Source organism: Nocardia seriolae NBRC 15557 (genome assembly GCF_007990715.1).
Classification (GTDB): Bacteria; Actinomycetota; Actinomycetes; order Mycobacteriales; family Mycobacteriaceae; genus Nocardia; species Nocardia seriolae.
This window is the reverse complement of sequence record NZ_BJWY01000090.1, coordinates 15335-32288: the sequence shown is the minus strand read 5'-3', so window position 1 is coordinate 32288 and position 16954 is coordinate 15335. Positions and strand designations below refer to the sequence as shown.

Annotated in this window: 13 protein-coding genes and 1 pseudogene; 8 read left to right on the top strand and 6 right to left on the bottom strand. The window is 69.2% G+C overall.

Going from position 1 to position 16954, the window contains the following annotated elements; translation table 11 throughout:
* Nucleotides 1–16: 16 nt before the first annotated feature.
* The 3 genes and pseudogenes from NS2_RS24490 to NS2_RS24480 all read left to right on the top strand — a co-directional run bounded on the left by NS2_RS24490 (nt 17) and on the right by NS2_RS24480 (nt 4007).
* Nucleotides 17–655, top strand: a complete 639-nt coding sequence (locus tag NS2_RS24490; protein WP_033089732.1) for a class I SAM-dependent DNA methyltransferase — start codon at nt 17–19, stop codon at nt 653–655.
* A 105-nt stretch (nt 656–760) separates the two neighbouring features.
* Nucleotides 761–2299: an FAD-binding protein gene (locus NS2_RS24485; protein ID WP_096490759.1), complete on the top strand. Its 1539-nt coding sequence runs from the start codon at nt 761–763 to the stop codon at nt 2297–2299.
* Between the two features lie 166 nt (nt 2300–2465).
* A pseudogene (locus NS2_RS24480) lies at nt 2466–4007 on the top strand (phytoene desaturase family protein).
* Between the two features lie 33 nt (nt 4008–4040).
* Here the strand turns inward: NS2_RS24480 and NS2_RS24475 are convergent.
* The gene (locus NS2_RS24475) at nt 4041–4517 is read right to left on the bottom strand and encodes a winged helix-turn-helix transcriptional regulator (RefSeq protein ID WP_228102561.1); all 477 of its coding nucleotides are present in this window, start codon (nt 4515–4517) and stop codon (nt 4041–4043) included.
* A gap of 27 nt (nt 4518–4544) precedes the next feature.
* Here NS2_RS24475 and NS2_RS24470 point away from each other — a divergent pair, with 27 nt between their 5' ends.
* The gene (locus tag NS2_RS24470) at nt 4545–5438 is read left to right on the top strand and encodes an NmrA family NAD(P)-binding protein (protein WP_036547173.1); all 894 of its coding nucleotides are present in this window, start codon (nt 4545–4547) and stop codon (nt 5436–5438) included.
* Here the strand turns inward: NS2_RS24470 and NS2_RS24465 are convergent.
* The 4 genes from NS2_RS24465 to NS2_RS24450 all read right to left on the bottom strand — a co-directional run bounded on the left by NS2_RS24465 (nt 5421) and on the right by NS2_RS24450 (nt 8164).
* Nucleotides 5421–6065: a class I SAM-dependent methyltransferase gene (locus tag NS2_RS24465; protein ID WP_033089734.1), complete on the bottom strand. Its 645-nt coding sequence runs from the start codon at nt 6063–6065 to the stop codon at nt 5421–5423. The two genes, NS2_RS24470 and NS2_RS24465, sit on opposite strands and share 18 nt — an antisense overlap.
* A 25-nt stretch (nt 6066–6090) precedes the next feature.
* Nucleotides 6091–7017, bottom strand: coding sequence for a LysR family transcriptional regulator (locus NS2_RS24460; protein WP_033089735.1), 927 nt, complete (start codon nt 7015–7017; stop codon nt 6091–6093).
* Nucleotides 7018–7223: 206 nt separating this feature from the next.
* Entirely contained in the window at nt 7224–7352 is a 129-nt protein-coding gene (locus NS2_RS37795) for a hypothetical protein (protein WP_256255806.1), read from the bottom strand.
* Nucleotides 7353–7537: 185 nt separating this feature from the next.
* The gene (locus NS2_RS24450) at nt 7538–8164 is read right to left on the bottom strand and encodes a GDSL-type esterase/lipase family protein (RefSeq protein ID WP_261772309.1); all 627 of its coding nucleotides are present in this window, start codon (nt 8162–8164) and stop codon (nt 7538–7540) included.
* 328 nt (nt 8165–8492) lie between these two features.
* Here NS2_RS24450 and NS2_RS24445 point away from each other — a divergent pair, with 328 nt between their 5' ends.
* Nucleotides 8493–10949 (top strand): lysylphosphatidylglycerol synthase transmembrane domain-containing protein, encoded by a 2457-nt coding sequence (locus tag NS2_RS24445; protein WP_033089737.1) that lies wholly within the window; start codon nt 8493–8495, stop codon nt 10947–10949.
* On the opposite strand, the gene fadD5 is transcribed toward NS2_RS24445, so the two are convergent.
* On the bottom strand, nt 10946–12508 hold the full coding sequence (fadD5, locus tag NS2_RS24440) for a fatty-acid--CoA ligase FadD5 (RefSeq protein ID WP_033089738.1): 1563 nt from the start codon (nt 12506–12508) through the stop codon (nt 10946–10948). The two genes, NS2_RS24445 and fadD5, sit on opposite strands and share 4 nt — an antisense overlap.
* Nucleotides 12509–12791: 283 nt before the next feature.
* Between fadD5 and NS2_RS24435 the strand changes: the two genes are divergently transcribed.
* The 3 genes from NS2_RS24435 to NS2_RS24425 all read left to right on the top strand — a co-directional run bounded on the left by NS2_RS24435 (nt 12792) and on the right by NS2_RS24425 (nt 16946).
* Nucleotides 12792–13766: an NAD(P)H-dependent flavin oxidoreductase gene (locus NS2_RS24435; protein WP_173850113.1), complete on the top strand. Its 975-nt coding sequence runs from the start codon at nt 12792–12794 to the stop codon at nt 13764–13766.
* A 143-nt stretch (nt 13767–13909) separates the two neighbouring features.
* Nucleotides 13910–14083 carry a type II toxin-antitoxin system VapB family antitoxin gene (locus NS2_RS24430; RefSeq protein ID WP_155238944.1) on the top strand — a complete coding sequence of 58 codons (174 nt, stop codon included), beginning with the start codon at nt 13910–13912 and terminating at the stop codon, nt 14081–14083.
* A 187-nt stretch (nt 14084–14270) separates the two neighbouring features.
* Nucleotides 14271–16946 (top strand): acyltransferase domain-containing protein, encoded by a 2676-nt coding sequence (locus NS2_RS24425; RefSeq protein WP_033089739.1) that lies wholly within the window; start codon nt 14271–14273, stop codon nt 16944–16946.
* The last annotated feature ends 8 nt before the right edge of the window (nt 16947–16954 follow it).

Genomic DNA, 16954 nt, shown 5'->3' with positions numbered 1-16954 from the left:
GTCCTAGGGTCGGATCATGAGCGAAACCGAGGACGTGCGCTTCACCCGGGCCGCCTACGACGACGTGGCGCAGCTCTACACCGATCTGGTCCGCGAACAGTTGCGCGACAATCCCTTCGACCGGGGCATGCTGGACGCCTTCGCGCATTCGGTGCGGGAGAGCGGAACCGGCCCGGTGGCCGAGATCGGTTGCGGCCCGGGCCGGATCGCCGCGCACCTGGCCGCGAACGGGCTGGAGATGTCGGGCATCGATCTGTCCCCGGAGATGATCCGGCTGGCTCGCGCCGCCCATCCGGACATCCCGTTCGAGGTCGGCTCGATGGATCGGCTGCCGTTCGGGGACGCCGCGCTGGCCGGAATCGTGGCCTGGTACTCCATCATTCACACCCCGCCGCAGCGGTTGCCCGCGGTGCTGACCGAGTTCGCGCGGGTGCTGCTTCCGGGCGGCCACGCCCTGTTCGGTTTCCAGGCCACCGATGAGCCGACGGGCACGCGCGACTACGCCCACAGGGTCGCCCCCGCCTATCGCTGGGCCCCGGACACTTTCGCGGAGGTCCTGGCCGACAACGGTTTCCGCGCCACCACCAAATTCTGGCGCGAGGCCCGCCCCGACGAGCGCACCCCGCAGGGCACCGTTTTCGCGATCAGACTCTGACCGGCACATCCGGCCATCGGGACACTTGCTGCGCGAACCGCTCCCGGCGCATACCGTCGCGGAGAGACCGCGTTTTCGGGAGCGGACCCCGTTTTTCAGGGAGCAATGGTGACGGACTGGAACGAAGAAGTCGATGTCCTGGTGGCAGGGTCCGGCGGCGGCCTGGCCGGGGCCTATACGGCGGCCCGGGAGGGACTGACCGTCGCGGTGGTCGAGGCCACCGACAAATTCGGCGGGACCACCTCGTATTCGGGCGGCGGCGGGGTCTGGTTCCCGTGCAATCCGGTGCTGGTGCGGGCGGGCGTGGACGACACCGTCGAGGACGCGCTCACCTACTTCAAGGCCGTTGTCGGCGATCGCACCCCGGCGGAGTTACAGGAGACCTACGTCCGCAATGGCGCGAAGGTCATCGAATACCTGGAAGCGGACGAGGCTTTCAAGTTCCAGATGTTCCCGTGGCCCGACTACTTCGGTAAGGCTCCCGAGGCGCGCACCGATGGCAAGCGGCACATCATCCCCGCGCCGCTGCGTGCCGCGAAGCTCGGCGAGCTGAGCGAATCGGTGCGCGGCCCGCTGGGCACCGACCGGCACGGCGATCCGCAGCCGGACCATCTGATCGGCGGGCGTGCCCTCGTCGGCCGGTTCCTGCTGGGATTGTCCGACTACCCCAACGCTTCCCTGTACCTGAACTCCCCGCTGGTCGAGCTGGTCACCGAGGACGGCGCGGTCACCGGCGCCATCGTGGAGCGAGACGGACAGCGGGTGGCCATTCGCGCCCGCAAGGGTGTGCTGCTGGCCGCGGGCGGCTTCGAGGGCAACGGCGAGCTGCGGCAGCGCTACGGCGTGCCCGGCGCGGCCCGGGACACTATGGGGCCGTGGGGAAATCAGGGCAGGGCGCACGAGGCGGGCATCGCCGTGGGCGCGGACACCGATCTGATGGATCAGGCGTGGTGGTCGCCGGGCCTGGTGCATCCGGACGGCCGGGCGGCCTTCGCGCTGTGGTTCACCGGCGGCATCTTCGTCAATCAGGCCGGTGAGCGTTTCGTCAACGAGTCCGCGCCCTACGACCGGCTCGGCCGCGACATCATCGCGCACCTGAACGACGGCTCGGCCACCCTCCCGTTCTGGATGATCTACGACGACACCGAGGGCCTCGTGCCACCCATCAAGGCCAGCAATGTGCCGATGGTCGCCGCGGAGCGCTTCGTCGAGGCGGGCCTGTGGAAGACCGCCGACACCCTCGAGGGCCTGGCCGCCGAAATCGGTGTGCCCGCCGAGTCTTTGGTCGCGACCGTGGCCCGCTTCAACAAGATCGCCGCCGATGGCGTGGACCCGGACTTCGGCCGCGGCGACGAGGCCTACGACCGCGCCTTCAGCAATGGCGAGCCGCCGCTGACCCCGATCGTGAAGGGCCCGTTCCACGCCGCCGCCTTCGGCATCTCGGATCTGGGCACCAAGGGCGGGCTGCGCACCGATTCGGCCGCGCGCGTGCTGAACCGAGCGGGCGAACCGATTCCGGGCCTGTACGCCGCGGGCAACACCATGGCCGCGGTCAGCGGCACGGTCTACCCCGGCGGCGGCAACCCGATCGGCGCGTCGGTCCTGTTCAGCCACCTGGCCGCCCTCGACATGACCACCCGTTAGTCTCTTCACAGAGTTGGAACGGCCCCCAGGTTCGCGGCGCGTCTCGTTATGGACCGAGCGGTGCCGGGGGAGCGAAGCGGAGGAGGCGGAGGGAGGGAGGGAGGGAGGGAGGGAAGAACGAGACTCCCAGCGCCGCGAACCCGCCCGGAGCGAAGCGGAGGGCAAATTGGACACAGACGTGATCGTGGTGGGCGGCGGTCACAACGGGCTGGTGGCCGCCGCCTATCTCGCCCGGGCCGGGCGCTCGGTGCTGGTGCTGGAGCGCCAGCATCACCCCGGGGGCGCGGCGGTGTCGGAGCGGGTGTTCCCTGGTTTCGACGCGCGGCTGTCGCGCTACTCGTATCTGGTGAGCCTGCTGCCCGAGCGGATCGTGCGGGACCTGGACCTGAGTTTCGAGACCCGCAAGCGGCGCATCTCGTCCTACACGCCGATCGGGGACACCGGGCTGCTGGTGGACAATGGCTCCGAGGCGGCCACCCGCGCCAGTTTCGCGCAGGTCACCGGGTCGGACAAGGATTACGCCGCCTGGGGCGAGTTCTATGCCATGACCGGGCAATTGGCCCAGCGGGTCTTCCCGACCCTCACCCAGCCGCTGCCCACCCGCGCCGAATTGCAGCGCACCGTGGGCGATTCCGCGGCCTGGGAGGCGATTTTCGAACGGCCGCTGGGTGAAACGGTGGAGGCGCGGTTCGCGGACGACACCGTGCGCGGCGTGGTGCTCACCGACGCGCTGATCGGCACCTTCGCCCACGCCCACGATCCGTCACTGCTCCAGAACCGCTGCTTCCTCTATCACGTGATCGGCGGCGGCACCGGCGACTGGAATGTCCCGGTCGGCGGCATGGGCGCGCTCACCGACGCGCTCGCGACCGCGGCCAAGGCGGCCGGGGCCGAGATCCGCACCGGCTGCACGGTGACCGGCATCGAAACCGACGGTGTCACAGCGGAAGTCCACTTCGCGACCCGCGATCGCGAGGGCACCGTGTCGGCCCGCCACGTCCTGGTGAATGCCGCCCCGTACGTGCTGTCACACCTGCTCGGCGAGTCCGCCGACAAACCCGAAGGCGCGCAACTGAAAATCAATATGCTGCTCCGGCGTCTCCCGAAACTCCGTGACCCGCAGGTGGATCCGCGCACCGCCTTCGCGGGCACCTTCCACATCGCCGAATCGGCCGGACAGCTGGAACACGCCTACCGGGAGGCCGCCGCCGGGCAGCTGCCCTCGGCCCCGCCCTCGGAGATCTACTGCCACACCCTGACCGACCCGTCGATCCTGGCACCGGAGTTGATCGCACAGGGCTTCCACACCCTCACCCTGTGAGGTTTACACACGCCCGCAAGGCTTTTCGCCGACAATCCACGCGGCGTCAAAGACCGTCTCGTGGATTCCACACTGGCGCAACTGGATGCGGTGCTGGCCGAGCCCATCCGTGACTGCCTGGGCCTCGACGGCGAGGGCAATCCGTGTGTGGAGGCTCGGACACCGGTCGAACTGGAACGCGAGATCGGCCTGCCGGGCGGTCATATCTTCCACGCGGACTTGGCTTTTCCGTATCGCCTCGGCGACGACGACAGCCCGGCCGCGCGCTGGGGCGTAGCGACCGGGCACGCCAATATCCTGCTGTGCGGTGCGGGCGCGGTGCGCGGCGGCGGGGTCAGCGGCATCGGCGGCCACAATGCCGCCATGGCCGTGCTGGAGCGGGGCTGAGCGTCCGTGCCGAAGCGGGGCTGAGCGTCCGGTTCAGTCCAGCCCGCCGTGCTCGGCGTCCCAGCGGGCCCGGGCCGCGGCCACCCCGGCCATGTGTGCGCGCGACCAATCGGCCAGATAGAAGGCGACCTCCGCGAGACTCTCACCGCTCTCGCTGAGCCGGTATTCCACCTGCGGCGGAATCGTGGGATAGGCGGTGCGTTCGAGAAACCCGTCGCGCAGCAGCCTTTTGGTGGTGATGGTCAGCATGCGCTGGGAGATGCCGGGCAGGGCGCGGTGCAGTTCGCCGAAGCGGCGCACGCCCTTGCGCAGTTCGACGAGCACCTGCACGGTCCATTTGTCGCCGATCCGGTCCAGGGTGTCGCGGATGCCGCAGTGGTCATCGCCACACGGCCCGGTGGGAACAGCGCCGGCTGCCTGTTCGGTATCAGCGGTGTTCGTGACCGACGGCAAAGTGCCTTCTTCCCCGGTCGTCGCCGTGCCCGGATGCTCGGTCGTGTCGAAATCCACGACTGACACAACGCAAGGAGCAACGCAATGATTCTGGTGACCGGCGTTTCGGGCGCACTGGGCGGGTTGGTGCTGGCGGGGCTGCGCGCTCAGCCGGATCTGGAGGTGCTCGCGGGCAGCAGTTCCGGCGACGGGGAGACCGTGCGGCGCGTCGACTTCGACGATCCCGCCACGCTCGAATCCGGCTTCCGCGGCGTGGACGTGCTGGTGTTCGTCTCGGCCGGATTCGCCGAGGACGATGTGGTGACCGCCCGGCACGGCGCGGTGGTCGACGCCGCCGCCCGGGCGGGCGTGCGGCACGTGATCTACACCAGCCTGTCGGCCTCGGCCCGGCACTCCACCATCGCCGTCCCGCACCTGTGGACCGAATCCCGCTTGGCGGCCGCGCCTTTCGCGAGCACCGTGCTGCGCAACGGCCTGTACTCGGAGTTCACGGCCGGTCTGGCCGTGCAGGGCGCGGCCGCGGCCGCCGAGACGGGCGTCTTCGCCGCGCCCTTCGGCACCGGCAGCATCTCCGGGGTGGCGCGGGCGGATCTGGCCGATGTCGCGGTGCGGGTCGCCGCCGAGACCGAGCGCGCGCTGCGAGCCGGTGACGCCGGACCGCACGCGGGGCGCACCTACGAACTGGAGGGCCTGACGGCGGTGTCCGGCGCGGACCTCGCGGCACTGCTGAGCGAATCCCTCGGCCGCCCGGTCGAATACCAGGACGTGCCGCTGACCGCCGTGCGGGAGAGCCTGGCCGGGGCCCCGGCCTATCAGATCGGGCACGGGATCTCGCTGTTCTCCAACCTCAAGGCCGGGTTCCTGCACGCCGACGGCGGCGATCTGCCCGCCCTGCTCCCGAATGCGCCGCGCTCGCTGCGCGACGATATCGCCGGTGCCCTCGGCGATGCGGTATCGGCCTCAGTGGTTCGGCAGTAACTGGGTGATCCGCCACAGCCGGCGCGGGAGTTCGCCTTCTTCGAACGCATGCTGTTCTTGCAGTTCCCATCCGGTGGCCAGGGTGTCGACGAGTTCGCGGGAGAAGAAGTGGACCGCGAACCCGCCGTGCTCGTAGATGTCGTCACCGAGGGCCAGACCGGTGCCGTAGTGCGCGTCATCGGTATTGCGAACCGTGTAGACGAAGACCCCGCCGGGCTTGAGCACCCGGCGGATCTCGGCGACCAGATCCCGGATCTCCTGGGTGCTGAGGTTCATGCACAGCAGCATGTGCGCGTAGACGGCGTCCACGCTGCGGTAGGGCAGCGGAATCGGCTGGCGCGCATCGTGTTCCAGGGGGGTGACCTGATCGCCCAGCCCGGCCGCGTCCGCCGCCTCCCGCAGCTGTGCCAGCCCGACGGCACTGAAATCCGAGGCCGTCACCCGGAATCCCCGGCGCGCCAGATAGATCGCGTCGCGTCCGTGGCCCGCGCCCAGTTCCAGTACCTCCAGCGCCCCGTGCTCCCGGAACACCTGCGCCGCGTACATCGCGGGCTCCGACGGCTCCTCGCCGTACATGCCCGGATGGGCCCGGTAGGTGCGCTGCCAGTGCTCGTGCTGGTCGCTCATGAGCCCATCATGTCCGACCCGGCCCTCACGAGGTGCGGCGGCCGTCCGCCGCGTGGTGACCGTGCTGCCCCATGATGTCCGAGCAGCAGCGAATGAAGTAGCGCAGCACCGGATCCGCCTCCGAGGCGTCCGGCCACACCACCGCCACCCGGGTCGGACCGATGCCGTGCACCGGCCGGAACACCACGCCCGGGTAGTCGGTGCGGGCGGTGGAGGCGGGGGTGAAGCTCACCCCGAACCCATTGGCGATGGCGCGCAGCCATTCGTCGGTATTGCGGGCGATGGCCCCGATGATGGCGGTGTCCGCGGGCCGCGCGTCCAGGCCCATCCAATAGTCGCGCCACCAGCCGGTTTCCGCGGGCGAGGCGACATAGGGCTCGTCCCACAGCTCCCGGAAGGCGATGTCGTCACGGGTGGCGAGGGGATGGTCCCCGGGCAGCGCGATCCAGCGCGGCTCGGCGAACAGCTCCCGCACGTGGTACTCCTCCTGGCCGGGAAAAGGCAGGCGCAGCAGGGCCACATCGACATCGCCCTCGTCGAGCCCGGCGGTCGGATCGGTCCAGCCGCCCTGGTGGATATCGACCTGCCAGTCCGGGTGCAGGCGGTGGAAGACCTGGATGATCTCCGGAATGTGCGCGTCGGCGGCGCTGTTGACGCAGCCCAGCCGCAGCACCCGGGCGGCGCGGCTGGCATCGCTCTTGGTATCGCGCAGCACCCGGTCCCACGATGCCAGCAGCGGCGGGATCTGTTCGGCCAGCACTTTTCCCGCGGAGGTCAGGGTCCAGCCCGCGCGGGACCGGATGAACAGCTCCACGCCCAGCTGCTGTTCCAGCTGCTTGATCTGGGTCGCCAGCGCGGGCTGCGCGACGTGCAGTCGCGCCGCCGCCCGCGGCAGGTTCTCCGCATCCGCGACTGCCAGGAAGTAACGCAGCAGTCGCGTGTCGATATCCATGCCACCAGATTAGAAACAGGGGCAACCGGTAGGCATACCGTCGCACGAGTTTCAGCTTTCCCAGCGCTGAAGCTCTTCCTGCGTCATCGACTGTCAACCGGCTTCGCGCGATCTGCGTCGTAACGGAACCGGCTGCAGTGCTTTCGTTTCCGCCACTTCGGGAACCGCAGCCGCGCACCCTTGCGTTTGCCGGAGCGGGAGGCCAATCAGTTCGCGAATCCGGCCGCCCGCACCCGGCAGGCTTCCTTGGGCACCCGCGAGGACAACTTGTCCTCGCCGAACCACGGGAACCGAGTGGGATGGGTGTCCCACCAACCCTCCCCGCCAACGCCCATCGCGGCATCGAATCGAACAGAAGGACGATACGTGATAAGCATCGACCGCACAGAGAAAACTGGCGAACAGACATATCCGAACGGCTTGCACGTCATTGTGAATGCCGTGCTCACGGTGCTGGCCATCGCGATGGGCGTGCTGGTCGGGTCCGGCGTGGTGGCCTCGACCCGACGGCCGGCGAAACTCAGCGCACGACAGGCAGTTCCGAGCCGGGATCGGCGAGCCAGAGCAGCCAGTGAGGGGCGAGCAGAGCGGCGAACTCGTCATAGCCCGCCGCACCCGGGTGGGAGCCGTCGCCGGCGGCGATATCGCGCATCCAGATCTGGTTCTCGCGCAACGGCTGATGCGCGCGCAGGTACGGCACCTTGGTTTCCTCGCACAGGTCGGCGTAGCGGCCGTCCAGGGCGACGATGCGGGCATTGTGCTCGTCGTCGACATTCGGCGGCGGCGCGACCACCATTGCCTGCCAGCCCCTTTCCCGCACCTCGCGCAGGATGGCGGCCATATTCCGCAGCGAGTCGTCGGGATCGACTCGGGGAGAACCGTTCTCGAACTGGGTATCATTGACGCCGGTGGAGATCACCACCCGGCAGTCCGCACCTTCCGGTAGCCGCGGCGCGCACTCGCCCGCCCACCGCTCCCGCAACTCGGTGCTGTTCTCGCGCCGGATCCCGAGGTTGTAGTAGGTCAGCGGCTGCCCCGCCCCAATGGCTCTGGACGCCAGCCGCCCGGCCCACCCCAGGCATTTCTGATCACCGACCCCCGCGACGAACGACTCACCGATAAAGCAGACACGAAGATCGAGCACCACGATCCGATCCTTGCACGCTCGTGCGCCACCCATCAAAGGCTCAGATTAAGCAGGAAAAACCGCACAGGTTCGCGGCGCGTCTCGTTCTGGACTGAGTGGAGCGGGGGAGCGAAGCGGAGGAGCGGAGGGAGGGAAGCGGAGGAGCGGAGGGAGGGAAGAACGAGACCTCCAGCGCCACGAACCCGCCCGGAGCGAAGCGGAGGGCAAATAAGCACTGTTACGGTTACCGGCGTGTTGGGAGGCGGGTAAGCCTGTCGCCTGCCGCATACTCACCTGAGCCGACCATGGGACCAGAGGCGTTCCCACGATCCGAAAGCGCGAATAGGACATGCGAGTCGACGGGCGGGAGATTCCTGTCTCCGGCAGCCTGCTGCAGCCGCGGATCCGCCGGACCAGTGACATTCTGCGCGTCGTGCTGTCCGCGCTGTCGGTGGCCATTGTCATCGCCGGATCGCTGATCACCCGGCCGCAGTGGGAGCAGTTGGAGCGGTCGGTATCCGGCATTGTCGGCTTCCTGACCCCGGAACAGTCCAACCTCGTCTACATCGTCTACGGCATCGCGATTCTGGCCCTGCCCTTCGCCATCCTGGTCCGGCTGGTGCTGCGCGGGCAGTGGAAGCTGCTGGCGGGCTTCCTTTCCGCGGGCCTGATCGCACTGGGGCTGTTCTCCATCACCGGCACCGGCTTCTCCGCGCCGCGCTGGCATCTGTCGGAACCGCAGCAGGTCAATACCTTCCTGTCGCAGTTCCTCGACGACCCGCGCTGGATCGCCATGCTGGCCGCGGTGCTCACGGTGGCCAGCCCGTGGCTGCCCAAGCGCTGGCGGCGCTGGTGGTGGACGCTGCTGCTGGCCTTCGTGCCCATCCACCTGTTCGTGTCCCTGGTGGTGCCCGCCCGGGCCGCGCTGGGGCTGGTGGTGGGCTGGCTGGTGGGCTCGGTGATCGTGCTGGTGGTCGGCACGCCCGCGCTGGAGGTGCCCCTGGACGCGGTGGTGCGGGTGCTGGCCCGGCGCGGATTCCGGGTGACCGCGTTCAAGGTGGTGCGCCCGGCCGCCCGTGGGCCGCTGGTGCTTTCGGCGAGCACCGTGCCGCAACCGGGGCTGAGCGCCTCGCCCAACGGTGGTGCGGCGCCGAAGCCGACCGGCGCGACGGCGGGCGCGAACGGTTCGCCGGACAATGAACTGATCATCGAGATGTACGGCGCGAACCAGCGCAGCCGCGGCATGCTGCAGCAGTTCCGGCGCTGGCTCACCATTCGCAGCGGCGAATACCCGGCCTCCTTCGCGTCCATGCGGCGCGCGGTCGAGCATCGCGCGCTGATGGGTTTCGCCATCGCGGATCTGGGGCTGGCCAGCAACAAGCCGCTCACGGTCGCGGCGCTGGACCGCAGCTGGATGATGTACGCGCACACCGTCGCCCAGGGCCGCCCGCTCACCGCCGCCGACGGGGAGAAGACGCTGACCCGGGTGTGGCAGGCGCTGCACAGCATGCACCAGGCCCAGATCTCGCACGGCGATCTGCGCACCGACGAGATCCGCGTGCTGGACGACGACACCGTGCTGTTCGAGGGCTTCGTGCAGTCCGAATTCGGCGCCTACAAGGTGCGTTTCGACTCCGACGTAGCGCAGCTGCTGCTGTCCTCCTCCGCACTGTTCGGCACCGAACCGGCGGTGCGCACCGCGCTCGAGGTGCTGGACAAGCAGGCGGTGCTGGACGCCTCGGCCCGGCTCACCCGCACCGCCATGCCCGCGCACCTACGCAAGGCGGTGCCCGAGGCGGGCGACCTCATGAAGGAACTGCGCACCGAGGTGGTCGAGCAGACCGGGCAGGACAAGATCGCGGCCGCGCAGGTCACCCGTTTCTCCCGCAATCAGATCATCCAGCTGGTGCTGCTCATCGGCCTGGTCTACGTGGCCTACCCGTACATCAGCCAGGTGCCGACCTTCTTCACCGAACTGCACAACCTGCACTGGGGCTGGGCGCTGCTCGGGCTGACCGTCTCGGCCCTGACCTACGTGGGCGCGGCAATGGCGTTGTGGGCGTGCGCCTCCGAGGCCGTCAAGTTCCGCAACCTGCTGCTCATGCAGATCGCCAATACCTTCGCCGCCACCACGACCCCGGCCGGTGTCGGCGGCCTGGCGCTGAGCGTGCGGTTTCTGCAGAAGGGCGGCCTGGGCGCGGTGCGGGCCACCGCGGCGGTGGCGCTACAGCAGACCGTGCAGGTCGTGACCCACGTGATCCTGCTGATGATCTTCGGCGCGCTCGCCGGAACCTCCACGAACCTCTCGCATTTCGTGCCCAGCGCGACGGTGCTGTACTTCGTCGCGGGCGCGCTGCTGGGCCTGCTGGGCGCGACCATGTTCATTCCCAAGATCCGCCGCTGGCTGCTCGACGAGGTGCGCCCACAGCTGGCGGAGGTGGTGGGTCAGCTGAAGGACCTGGGCCGCAAGCCCGGCCGCATGGCCATGATCATCGGCGGTTGCGCCACCACCACCCTCGGCATGGCGCTGGCCCTGTGGGCCAGCATCGAAGCCTTCGGCGGCAATACGACTTTCGTGACCGTCACCATCGTCACCATGATCGGCGGCACCCTGGCCTCGGCCGCCCCGACCCCGGGCGGCGTGGGCGCGGTGGAGGCCGCCCTCATCGGTGGCCTGGCCGCGTTCGGAGTATCGGCGGCGATCGCCGTCCCCGCCGTCCTCCTCTACCGCGTCCTCACCTGCTGGCTGCCGGTCTTCTGCGGCTGGCCGATCATGCGCTGGCTCACCGCCAAGGACATGATCTAGGCCGAATACTGCTTGCGCAGTTCGACCTTCACGACCTTGCCGCTGGCATTGCGGGGCAGTTCGGGGACGATGACCAGGTGCTTGGGGTGCTTGTAGCGGGCCAGGGAGTCGTTGAGGAACGGTGTCAGCTCCTCGAGGGTGAGGTCCTCGCCGGGAACCAGGGCGACCACGGCGACCGGGACCTCGCCCCACTTCTCGTGCGGGCGGGCCACCACGGCGGCCTCGTGGATCTTGGGGTGGGCGAACAGGACGTTCTCCACCTCGGCGCAGTAGATGTTCTCGCCACCGGAGATGATCATGTCCTTCTTGCGGTCCACCACGTAGATGAAGCCCTCCTCGTCCTGGCGGACCAGGTCGCCGGAGTGGAACCAGCCGCCGTGGAAGGCCTCCGCGGTGGCCTCGGGGCGATTCCAGTAGCCCTGCATGAGAGTCGGTCCGCGGTAGACGATTTCGCCTATCTCGCCGGGGGCGACGTCGTTCATCTCGTCGTCGACCACGCGGGCCTGGATGGTGGGGATGGGGTGGCCGACCGAGCCGATCTTGCGCAGCGCGTCCTTGCCCTCCAGCACGCAGGTGATGGGTGACATCTCGGTCTGCCCGAAGACGGCCACGTTGAAGGCGTTCGGGAAGCAGTCGGCCATGGCGCGCAGCACGGTGTCCGAGGCCGGGGCCGCGCCCCAGCACAGCGCCTGGAGCGCGAGTTTGCGCTGCTTGACCGTCGGCTCCTCGCAGATGAGCTGCCATTGCACCGGCACGCAGAAGGCGGCGGTGGCCTGTTCCTTCTCGACCTGGTCGAGGAATTCGGTGGCATCGAACGCGCCCAGCGGGTGCAGCACGGTCTTGCCGCCGAGCATGAAATACGGCGTGAGACTGCCCAATCCGGCGATGTGGAACAGCGGCGAGGTGCAGAAGCCGATGGAATCCGGGGTGATCTCCATGGCCCGGATACAGGTCAGGGCCTGCGCGCTCATGTTCGCGTGGGTCAGCACCGCGCCCTTGGGGCTGCCGGTGGTGCCCGAGGTGTACATGATCAGGCAGGGCGTCTCCTCCGGAATGTCCAGCGGCGCACGGGGTTCGCCCGTCTCGGCCAGGAATTCCTCGTAGCCGAGCACACCCTCCCCGGTCTGCCCGTTGATCACGACGACGGTGCCGAGCTCCGGGGCCTGCCCCGCCACGCCCACGGCCAGCGGCCGCAGGATCGAGTCGGTGACAATGGCTTTCGCGCCCGAGTCGGCCACGATGTAGGCCACCTCGGGCGGGGTGAGCCGGAAATTCACCGGCACCGCGATCGCGCCCAGGGCATTGATGCCCATGACGGCCTCGATGTACTCGGTGTAGTTCAACGCCAGGATGAGCACACGATCGCCGAACCCGACCCCTCGACGGGACAGCGCGTCGGCGAAACGCTCCGACCGCTCGTGCAGCTGCTTCCAGGTGGTGTCCACGCCCTTGAACTTGAAGGCGACGCGATCGGGCCGCATCGCCGCGTGGGTCGCGATCTGGTTCACCCAGTGATTGCGACGCGACCGAATCGGCTCGTCTAGCGGCTGGAAGGTCATGCGGTGTCCTTTCACGCTGATCGACCGTGAGAATACCGCTTAACTTTCTAGCGTGACAAGGGTTACAGAGAAGGTCTCGCCGGGAAGTTCTCATTCATTCAATAAGCAGATCAGAGCAGGTATTCAGGGGCAAGAGAGGCCGGTCGGACCTGTCGCCTATCCACGGGCATGTCACCAACAGGCCACCAAGACTGCAAACTCCGACTCACATCGGGGTTGTCGCCCCATATGCAACTATGCGCGTATCAGGGCAGTCGTGAGAGGCAGGGAGAGGACAGCGTCAATGGCACTGAAGACCAGGTTCACCGAGACCTTCGGGGTCGAGCACCCCATCGTGCAGGGCGGCATGATGTGGGTCGGCCGCGCCGAACTGGCGGCGGCCGTCTCCGAGGCGGGCGGCCTCGGCATCATCACCGCGCTCACCCAGCCGACCCCGGATGACCTGCGTCGCGAGATCGACCGCGCGCGCGAGCTGACCGACAAGCCCTTCGGCGTGAACGTCACCATCCTGCCGTCGATCAACCCGCCGCCGTACCAGGACTACGTCAAGGCGATCATCGAGTCCGGCGTGAAGATCGTGGCGACCGCCGGGTCCAATCCGGAGCCCTTCCTGCCGTACTACAAGGAAGCCGGAATCAAGGTGCTGCACAAGTGCACCAGCGTCCGGCACGCGCTCAAGGCGCAGAAGATCGGCGTGGACGGCGTGTCCATCGACGGCTTCGAGTGCGCGGGCCACCCGGGCGAGGACGACGTGCCGGGCCTGATCCTGATTCCGGCGGCCACCAAGGCCCTCGACATCCCGGTCATCGCCTCCGGCGGCATCGCCGACGCGCGCGGCCTGGTCGCGGCACTGGCGCTGGGCGCGGACGGCGTCAATATGGGCACCCGCTTCATGTGCACCCAGGAGTCGGCGATCCACCAGACGGTCAAGGATCAGATCGTCGCCAATTCCGAGCGCGCCACCCAGCTCATCTTCCGCACCATGCACAACACCGCGCGGGTGGCGGACAATGAGATCAGCCGCAAGGTCGTCGAAATCGAGAAGGCGGGCGGCAAGTTCGAGTACGTGCGGGATCTGGTCGCCGGTGCGCGCGGCCGTCGCGTCTTCGAGGAGGGCGATCTGGACGCCGGCATCTGGTCGGCCGGTCAGGTGCAGGGCCTCATCGACGACATCCCGACCTGCGGTGAGCTGGTGTCGCGGATGGTTTCCGAGGCGGAGGCGCTGATCCGGGAACGACTCGCGGGCATGCTCGGATAATTCCGGCGAAAGTCCGTACGTCCCAGACAATTACGACAAAGAGCCCTTGGTTTCGCGCCAAGGGCTCTGGTCATTTCGAGTATCGGCGCCCGCCGCATCCGTCATGCTTTCAGTACACGACGGATGCGGCGGAGGTGCCTGAAATGGCAATCACTCGAATCTATCTCGACGACGACGCGCTGCGCCGGACCATGGCCATCTCGGGTGTGTACACCGAACAGGACGCGGTGAATCTAGCATTGCGGTTCTTCAGTGCGCATGCCACGGCCGAGGAGTTCGACCGTCCCTTTCCGACGCGCACGGCCACGGCCTCATAACCGCGGGCAGCGGTAATCTGACCCCACACCCGAAAGCCCTTCTGGCGACGGCGAAATCTTGGCAGAATCGCCGGAGGTACCTCGACGGCCGACAGCGCGATCTCCGGCAGCTTGGGCGCGGACACGGGAGGGCTTCCCTGTGCGGCAGAGTACGAGAGCATCGACCGATCCCACCCCCTTCCCACGGGTGTCGATCGTCGGTGTCGGCTGCCGGGCGACAGGTACGGACTTCGACCACGAGTGGTTCGGCCTGGACCGCCTCGCGGCCGCAGGTCTGACCCCGCGCCAGCGCACCAATCTCGAGGTGGCCGTGGAGGCCCTCGACGACTCCGGATTGGGCTGCCTGGCACCGGGATCCCACGCCGCCGTGGTCTTCGGTGCGGCCGGTGGCACCCATACCGCCAATCACCTCTCGCGCGCGCTGGAGCTGCACGGCCCCAGCCTCACCGTGGACAGTCAGCGCGCCTCGCCGCTGGTCGCGGTGGATATGGGCGTGCGCCTGCTGGCCGACGAGGCGGTGCCGTTCGTCATCGCGGGCGGCGTGGATCTGGCTCTCCTACCGGACATTTCAGACCTCCGCATGCCGGGCCACCGCACCGGTTCCGGTGTCTGCACCGTCCTGATCCTCCAGCGCACCGCCGACGCCGCCCGCACCCGCACCCGCCGCTACGCCGACATCACCGGCCCCGGCCTGGGCTTCCAGGACGCGAGCGGCCTGGATCCGCACATCGCCCTCGACGAACCCGTACGCGGCGAGCCCGGCACCCTCCCCGACCGCGGCGACGAACCCCCCATCCTAATCCCCGTCACCGGCCGCGACCCCGCCACCATCCACGACCTCGCCCTGCGCTGGGCGGTGGCCGCGGGCTCCTACCGCTCGGTGCGCGAATTCGCCGCCGCCACCGCCCGACTGATCCCGGAAGGCACCCGCGCCGCAATCCTGGCCCGCGACGGCTCCGAAGCCGCGGCCCGATTGCGCGCCCTGTCCCGCCGCATCGCGGCCACAGCGGCGAATGCACCTGCGCCCCAAATGATCACGGCGAACCCCGGGCCGCACGATCCGGTCGAGGTGTTCGCCCCGGTCCGTGAACAACGCACCGGAGAAATCCTGTTCCTGTTCCCGGGCTCCGGCGACCACCCGCGCATGGGACGCGCACTCGCCGCCCGCTACCCGGTCTTCGCCACCGCGCTCACCGCCGCCACGGACGCCGTAGTCGAATCGGGCGGCCCGCGAGTATGGACGCCGCGCAACGGATTCCGACGAACCTCCCATCCCGGCGGCGGTTCGACCGGAGAGTCAGCGTGCAGCGCGGGACATGGTGCGATGGACCCCGGTGGTGAGACCGGCTTCGGTGGCGACGAGGGCTGGGGTGAGATGGTTTTCGCGCACGCGTCGCTGTTCGTGTTTCAGGTGGCGTTGGCCGAGTTGGTGGAATCCTGGGGGATTCGGGCGGATGGCGTCGCCGGGCACGGGGTGGGAGAGGTCGCGGCGGCGGTGTCGAGTGGTGCGCTGGAGTTGGGGGCCGGGGCGCGGGTTGTGTTGGCGCGGGCGCGGTTGATCGAGCGGGCGGGGGCGGCCGGAGCCGCCGCCGTGCTGGAGGCGACGCCGGCGGAGGTGATGCGCCTGGTCGAACCCATGCGGGCCGATGTCGCGGTGGCGGCGGTGGACGGGCCGACCACCGTCACCGTGTCCGGCGAGCCGCGCTATGTGGACGCGCTGGTGCGGCGCGCGCACCGGCGCGCCATCTTCGCCCAGCGCATCCCGGCCGAGGCCGTGCCCGCGCCTGTCCATCTGCCGAAGGTCCGCGCCCGCGCCGCCGAACTGCGCAGTGAGCTGGACGATCTCGCGCCGAGTTCGCCCCGGCGACCGTTGTATTCGACCACCCACCGTGGCCTGGTGCTTCACACGGCCGAGGACCTCACCCCACGGGCCGACCGGCTCGCCCCGAATTCGGCCGGTGGCCCCGGCGCAGCGGCCTCCGCCCCACCCGGCCCATCCGGAGTGACCGCCGCGGCCGTCAGCGGTGGACAGCGCCCGGACGTCCGGCTCGATGCTGAGTACTGGGCGGACAATGCATGCGGCACCGTCGAATTGGCGGCGGCATTGGAACGTGCTGTCACGGAGGGGATCTCGACCGTGCTGGAGATCGGTCCCGGTCCCGTGCTGACCAATGCGGTCCGGGAGCGGGCCGCGTTGCGCGATGGCGCGCATGCGGTACTGGCGCGGGAGGACGAGGCGGGCAGCTTCCTACGCACCGTCGCGCGGCTGTATCTGGAGGGGCGGGCCGTGGACTGGACGGCGCTCGGGCCGCACACCACCGCGCCACCGCAGCGGCAGTGGCGCAGAAAGGATTTCGACGGCGAGCGGCTGTGGGCCGGGGGCTCCTCGACGGCCCCGGCCTTCCCGTCGGTCGAAATCCGGCCGGAGGGGGCGTACGTGGTCGCGGGTGGGCTGGGGGCGCAGGGGGAGGCGGCGGTGCGGTGGCTGCTGGAGGCCGGGGCGCGGGACGTGGTGGTGCTGACCCGGACTCCGCGGCCGCTGCCGGAGAGCCTCGCGGGGATGGAGGACCGGATCGTGGTGATGCGCTGCGACGGCGCGGATCGGACGGATCTGGCGACCGCGCTGCAGGACATTCGCGAGTGCGGGTCGGCGATTCGGGGTGTGGTGCACGCGTCGGGGGAGGCCCGCCTGGCGGCCGCCGCGAATCTGCTGGAGCTGACGGCGGCGGATCCGGCGGATTTCACCGTGGTGCTGACCCCGGTTCCCGGCCCGGCCGAGTCGGAGGCGGTGCGGAAACTGGCGGCGGCGCAGGCGGATCGGCGCGTCATTTGCGTGGAATGGGAGGTCGGGCCCGCCGCCTAGGGCAGGAT

Excerpts from the sequence above, each read along its gene's own strand:
- NS2_RS24490 (WP_033089732.1), top strand. The coding sequence starts at position 17 with ATGAGCGAAACCGAGGACGTGCGCTTCACCCGGGCCGCCTACGACGAC.
- NS2_RS24485 (WP_096490759.1), top strand. The coding sequence starts at position 761 with ATGGTGACGGACTGGAACGAAGAAGTCGATGTCCTGGTGGCAGGGTCC.
- NS2_RS24470 (WP_036547173.1), top strand. The coding sequence starts at position 4,545 with ATGATTCTGGTGACCGGCGTTTCGGGCGCACTGGGCGGGTTGGTGCTG.
- NS2_RS24465 (WP_033089734.1), bottom strand. The coding sequence starts at position 6,065 with ATGAGCGACCAGCACGAGCACTGGCAGCGCACCTACCGGGCCCATCCG.
- NS2_RS24460 (WP_033089735.1), bottom strand. The coding sequence starts at position 7,017 with ATGGATATCGACACGCGACTGCTGCGTTACTTCCTGGCAGTCGCGGAT.
- NS2_RS37795 (WP_256255806.1), bottom strand. The coding sequence starts at position 7,352 with ATGGGCGTTGGCGGGGAGGGTTGGTGGGACACCCATCCCACTCGGTTC.
- NS2_RS24445 (WP_033089737.1), top strand. The coding sequence starts at position 8,493 with ATGCGAGTCGACGGGCGGGAGATTCCTGTCTCCGGCAGCCTGCTGCAG.
- fadD5 (WP_033089738.1), bottom strand. The coding sequence starts at position 12,508 with ATGACCTTCCAGCCGCTAGACGAGCCGATTCGGTCGCGTCGCAATCAC.
- NS2_RS24435 (WP_173850113.1), top strand. The coding sequence starts at position 12,792 with ATGGCACTGAAGACCAGGTTCACCGAGACCTTCGGGGTCGAGCACCCC.
- NS2_RS24430 (WP_155238944.1), top strand. The coding sequence starts at position 13,910 with ATGGCAATCACTCGAATCTATCTCGACGACGACGCGCTGCGCCGGACC.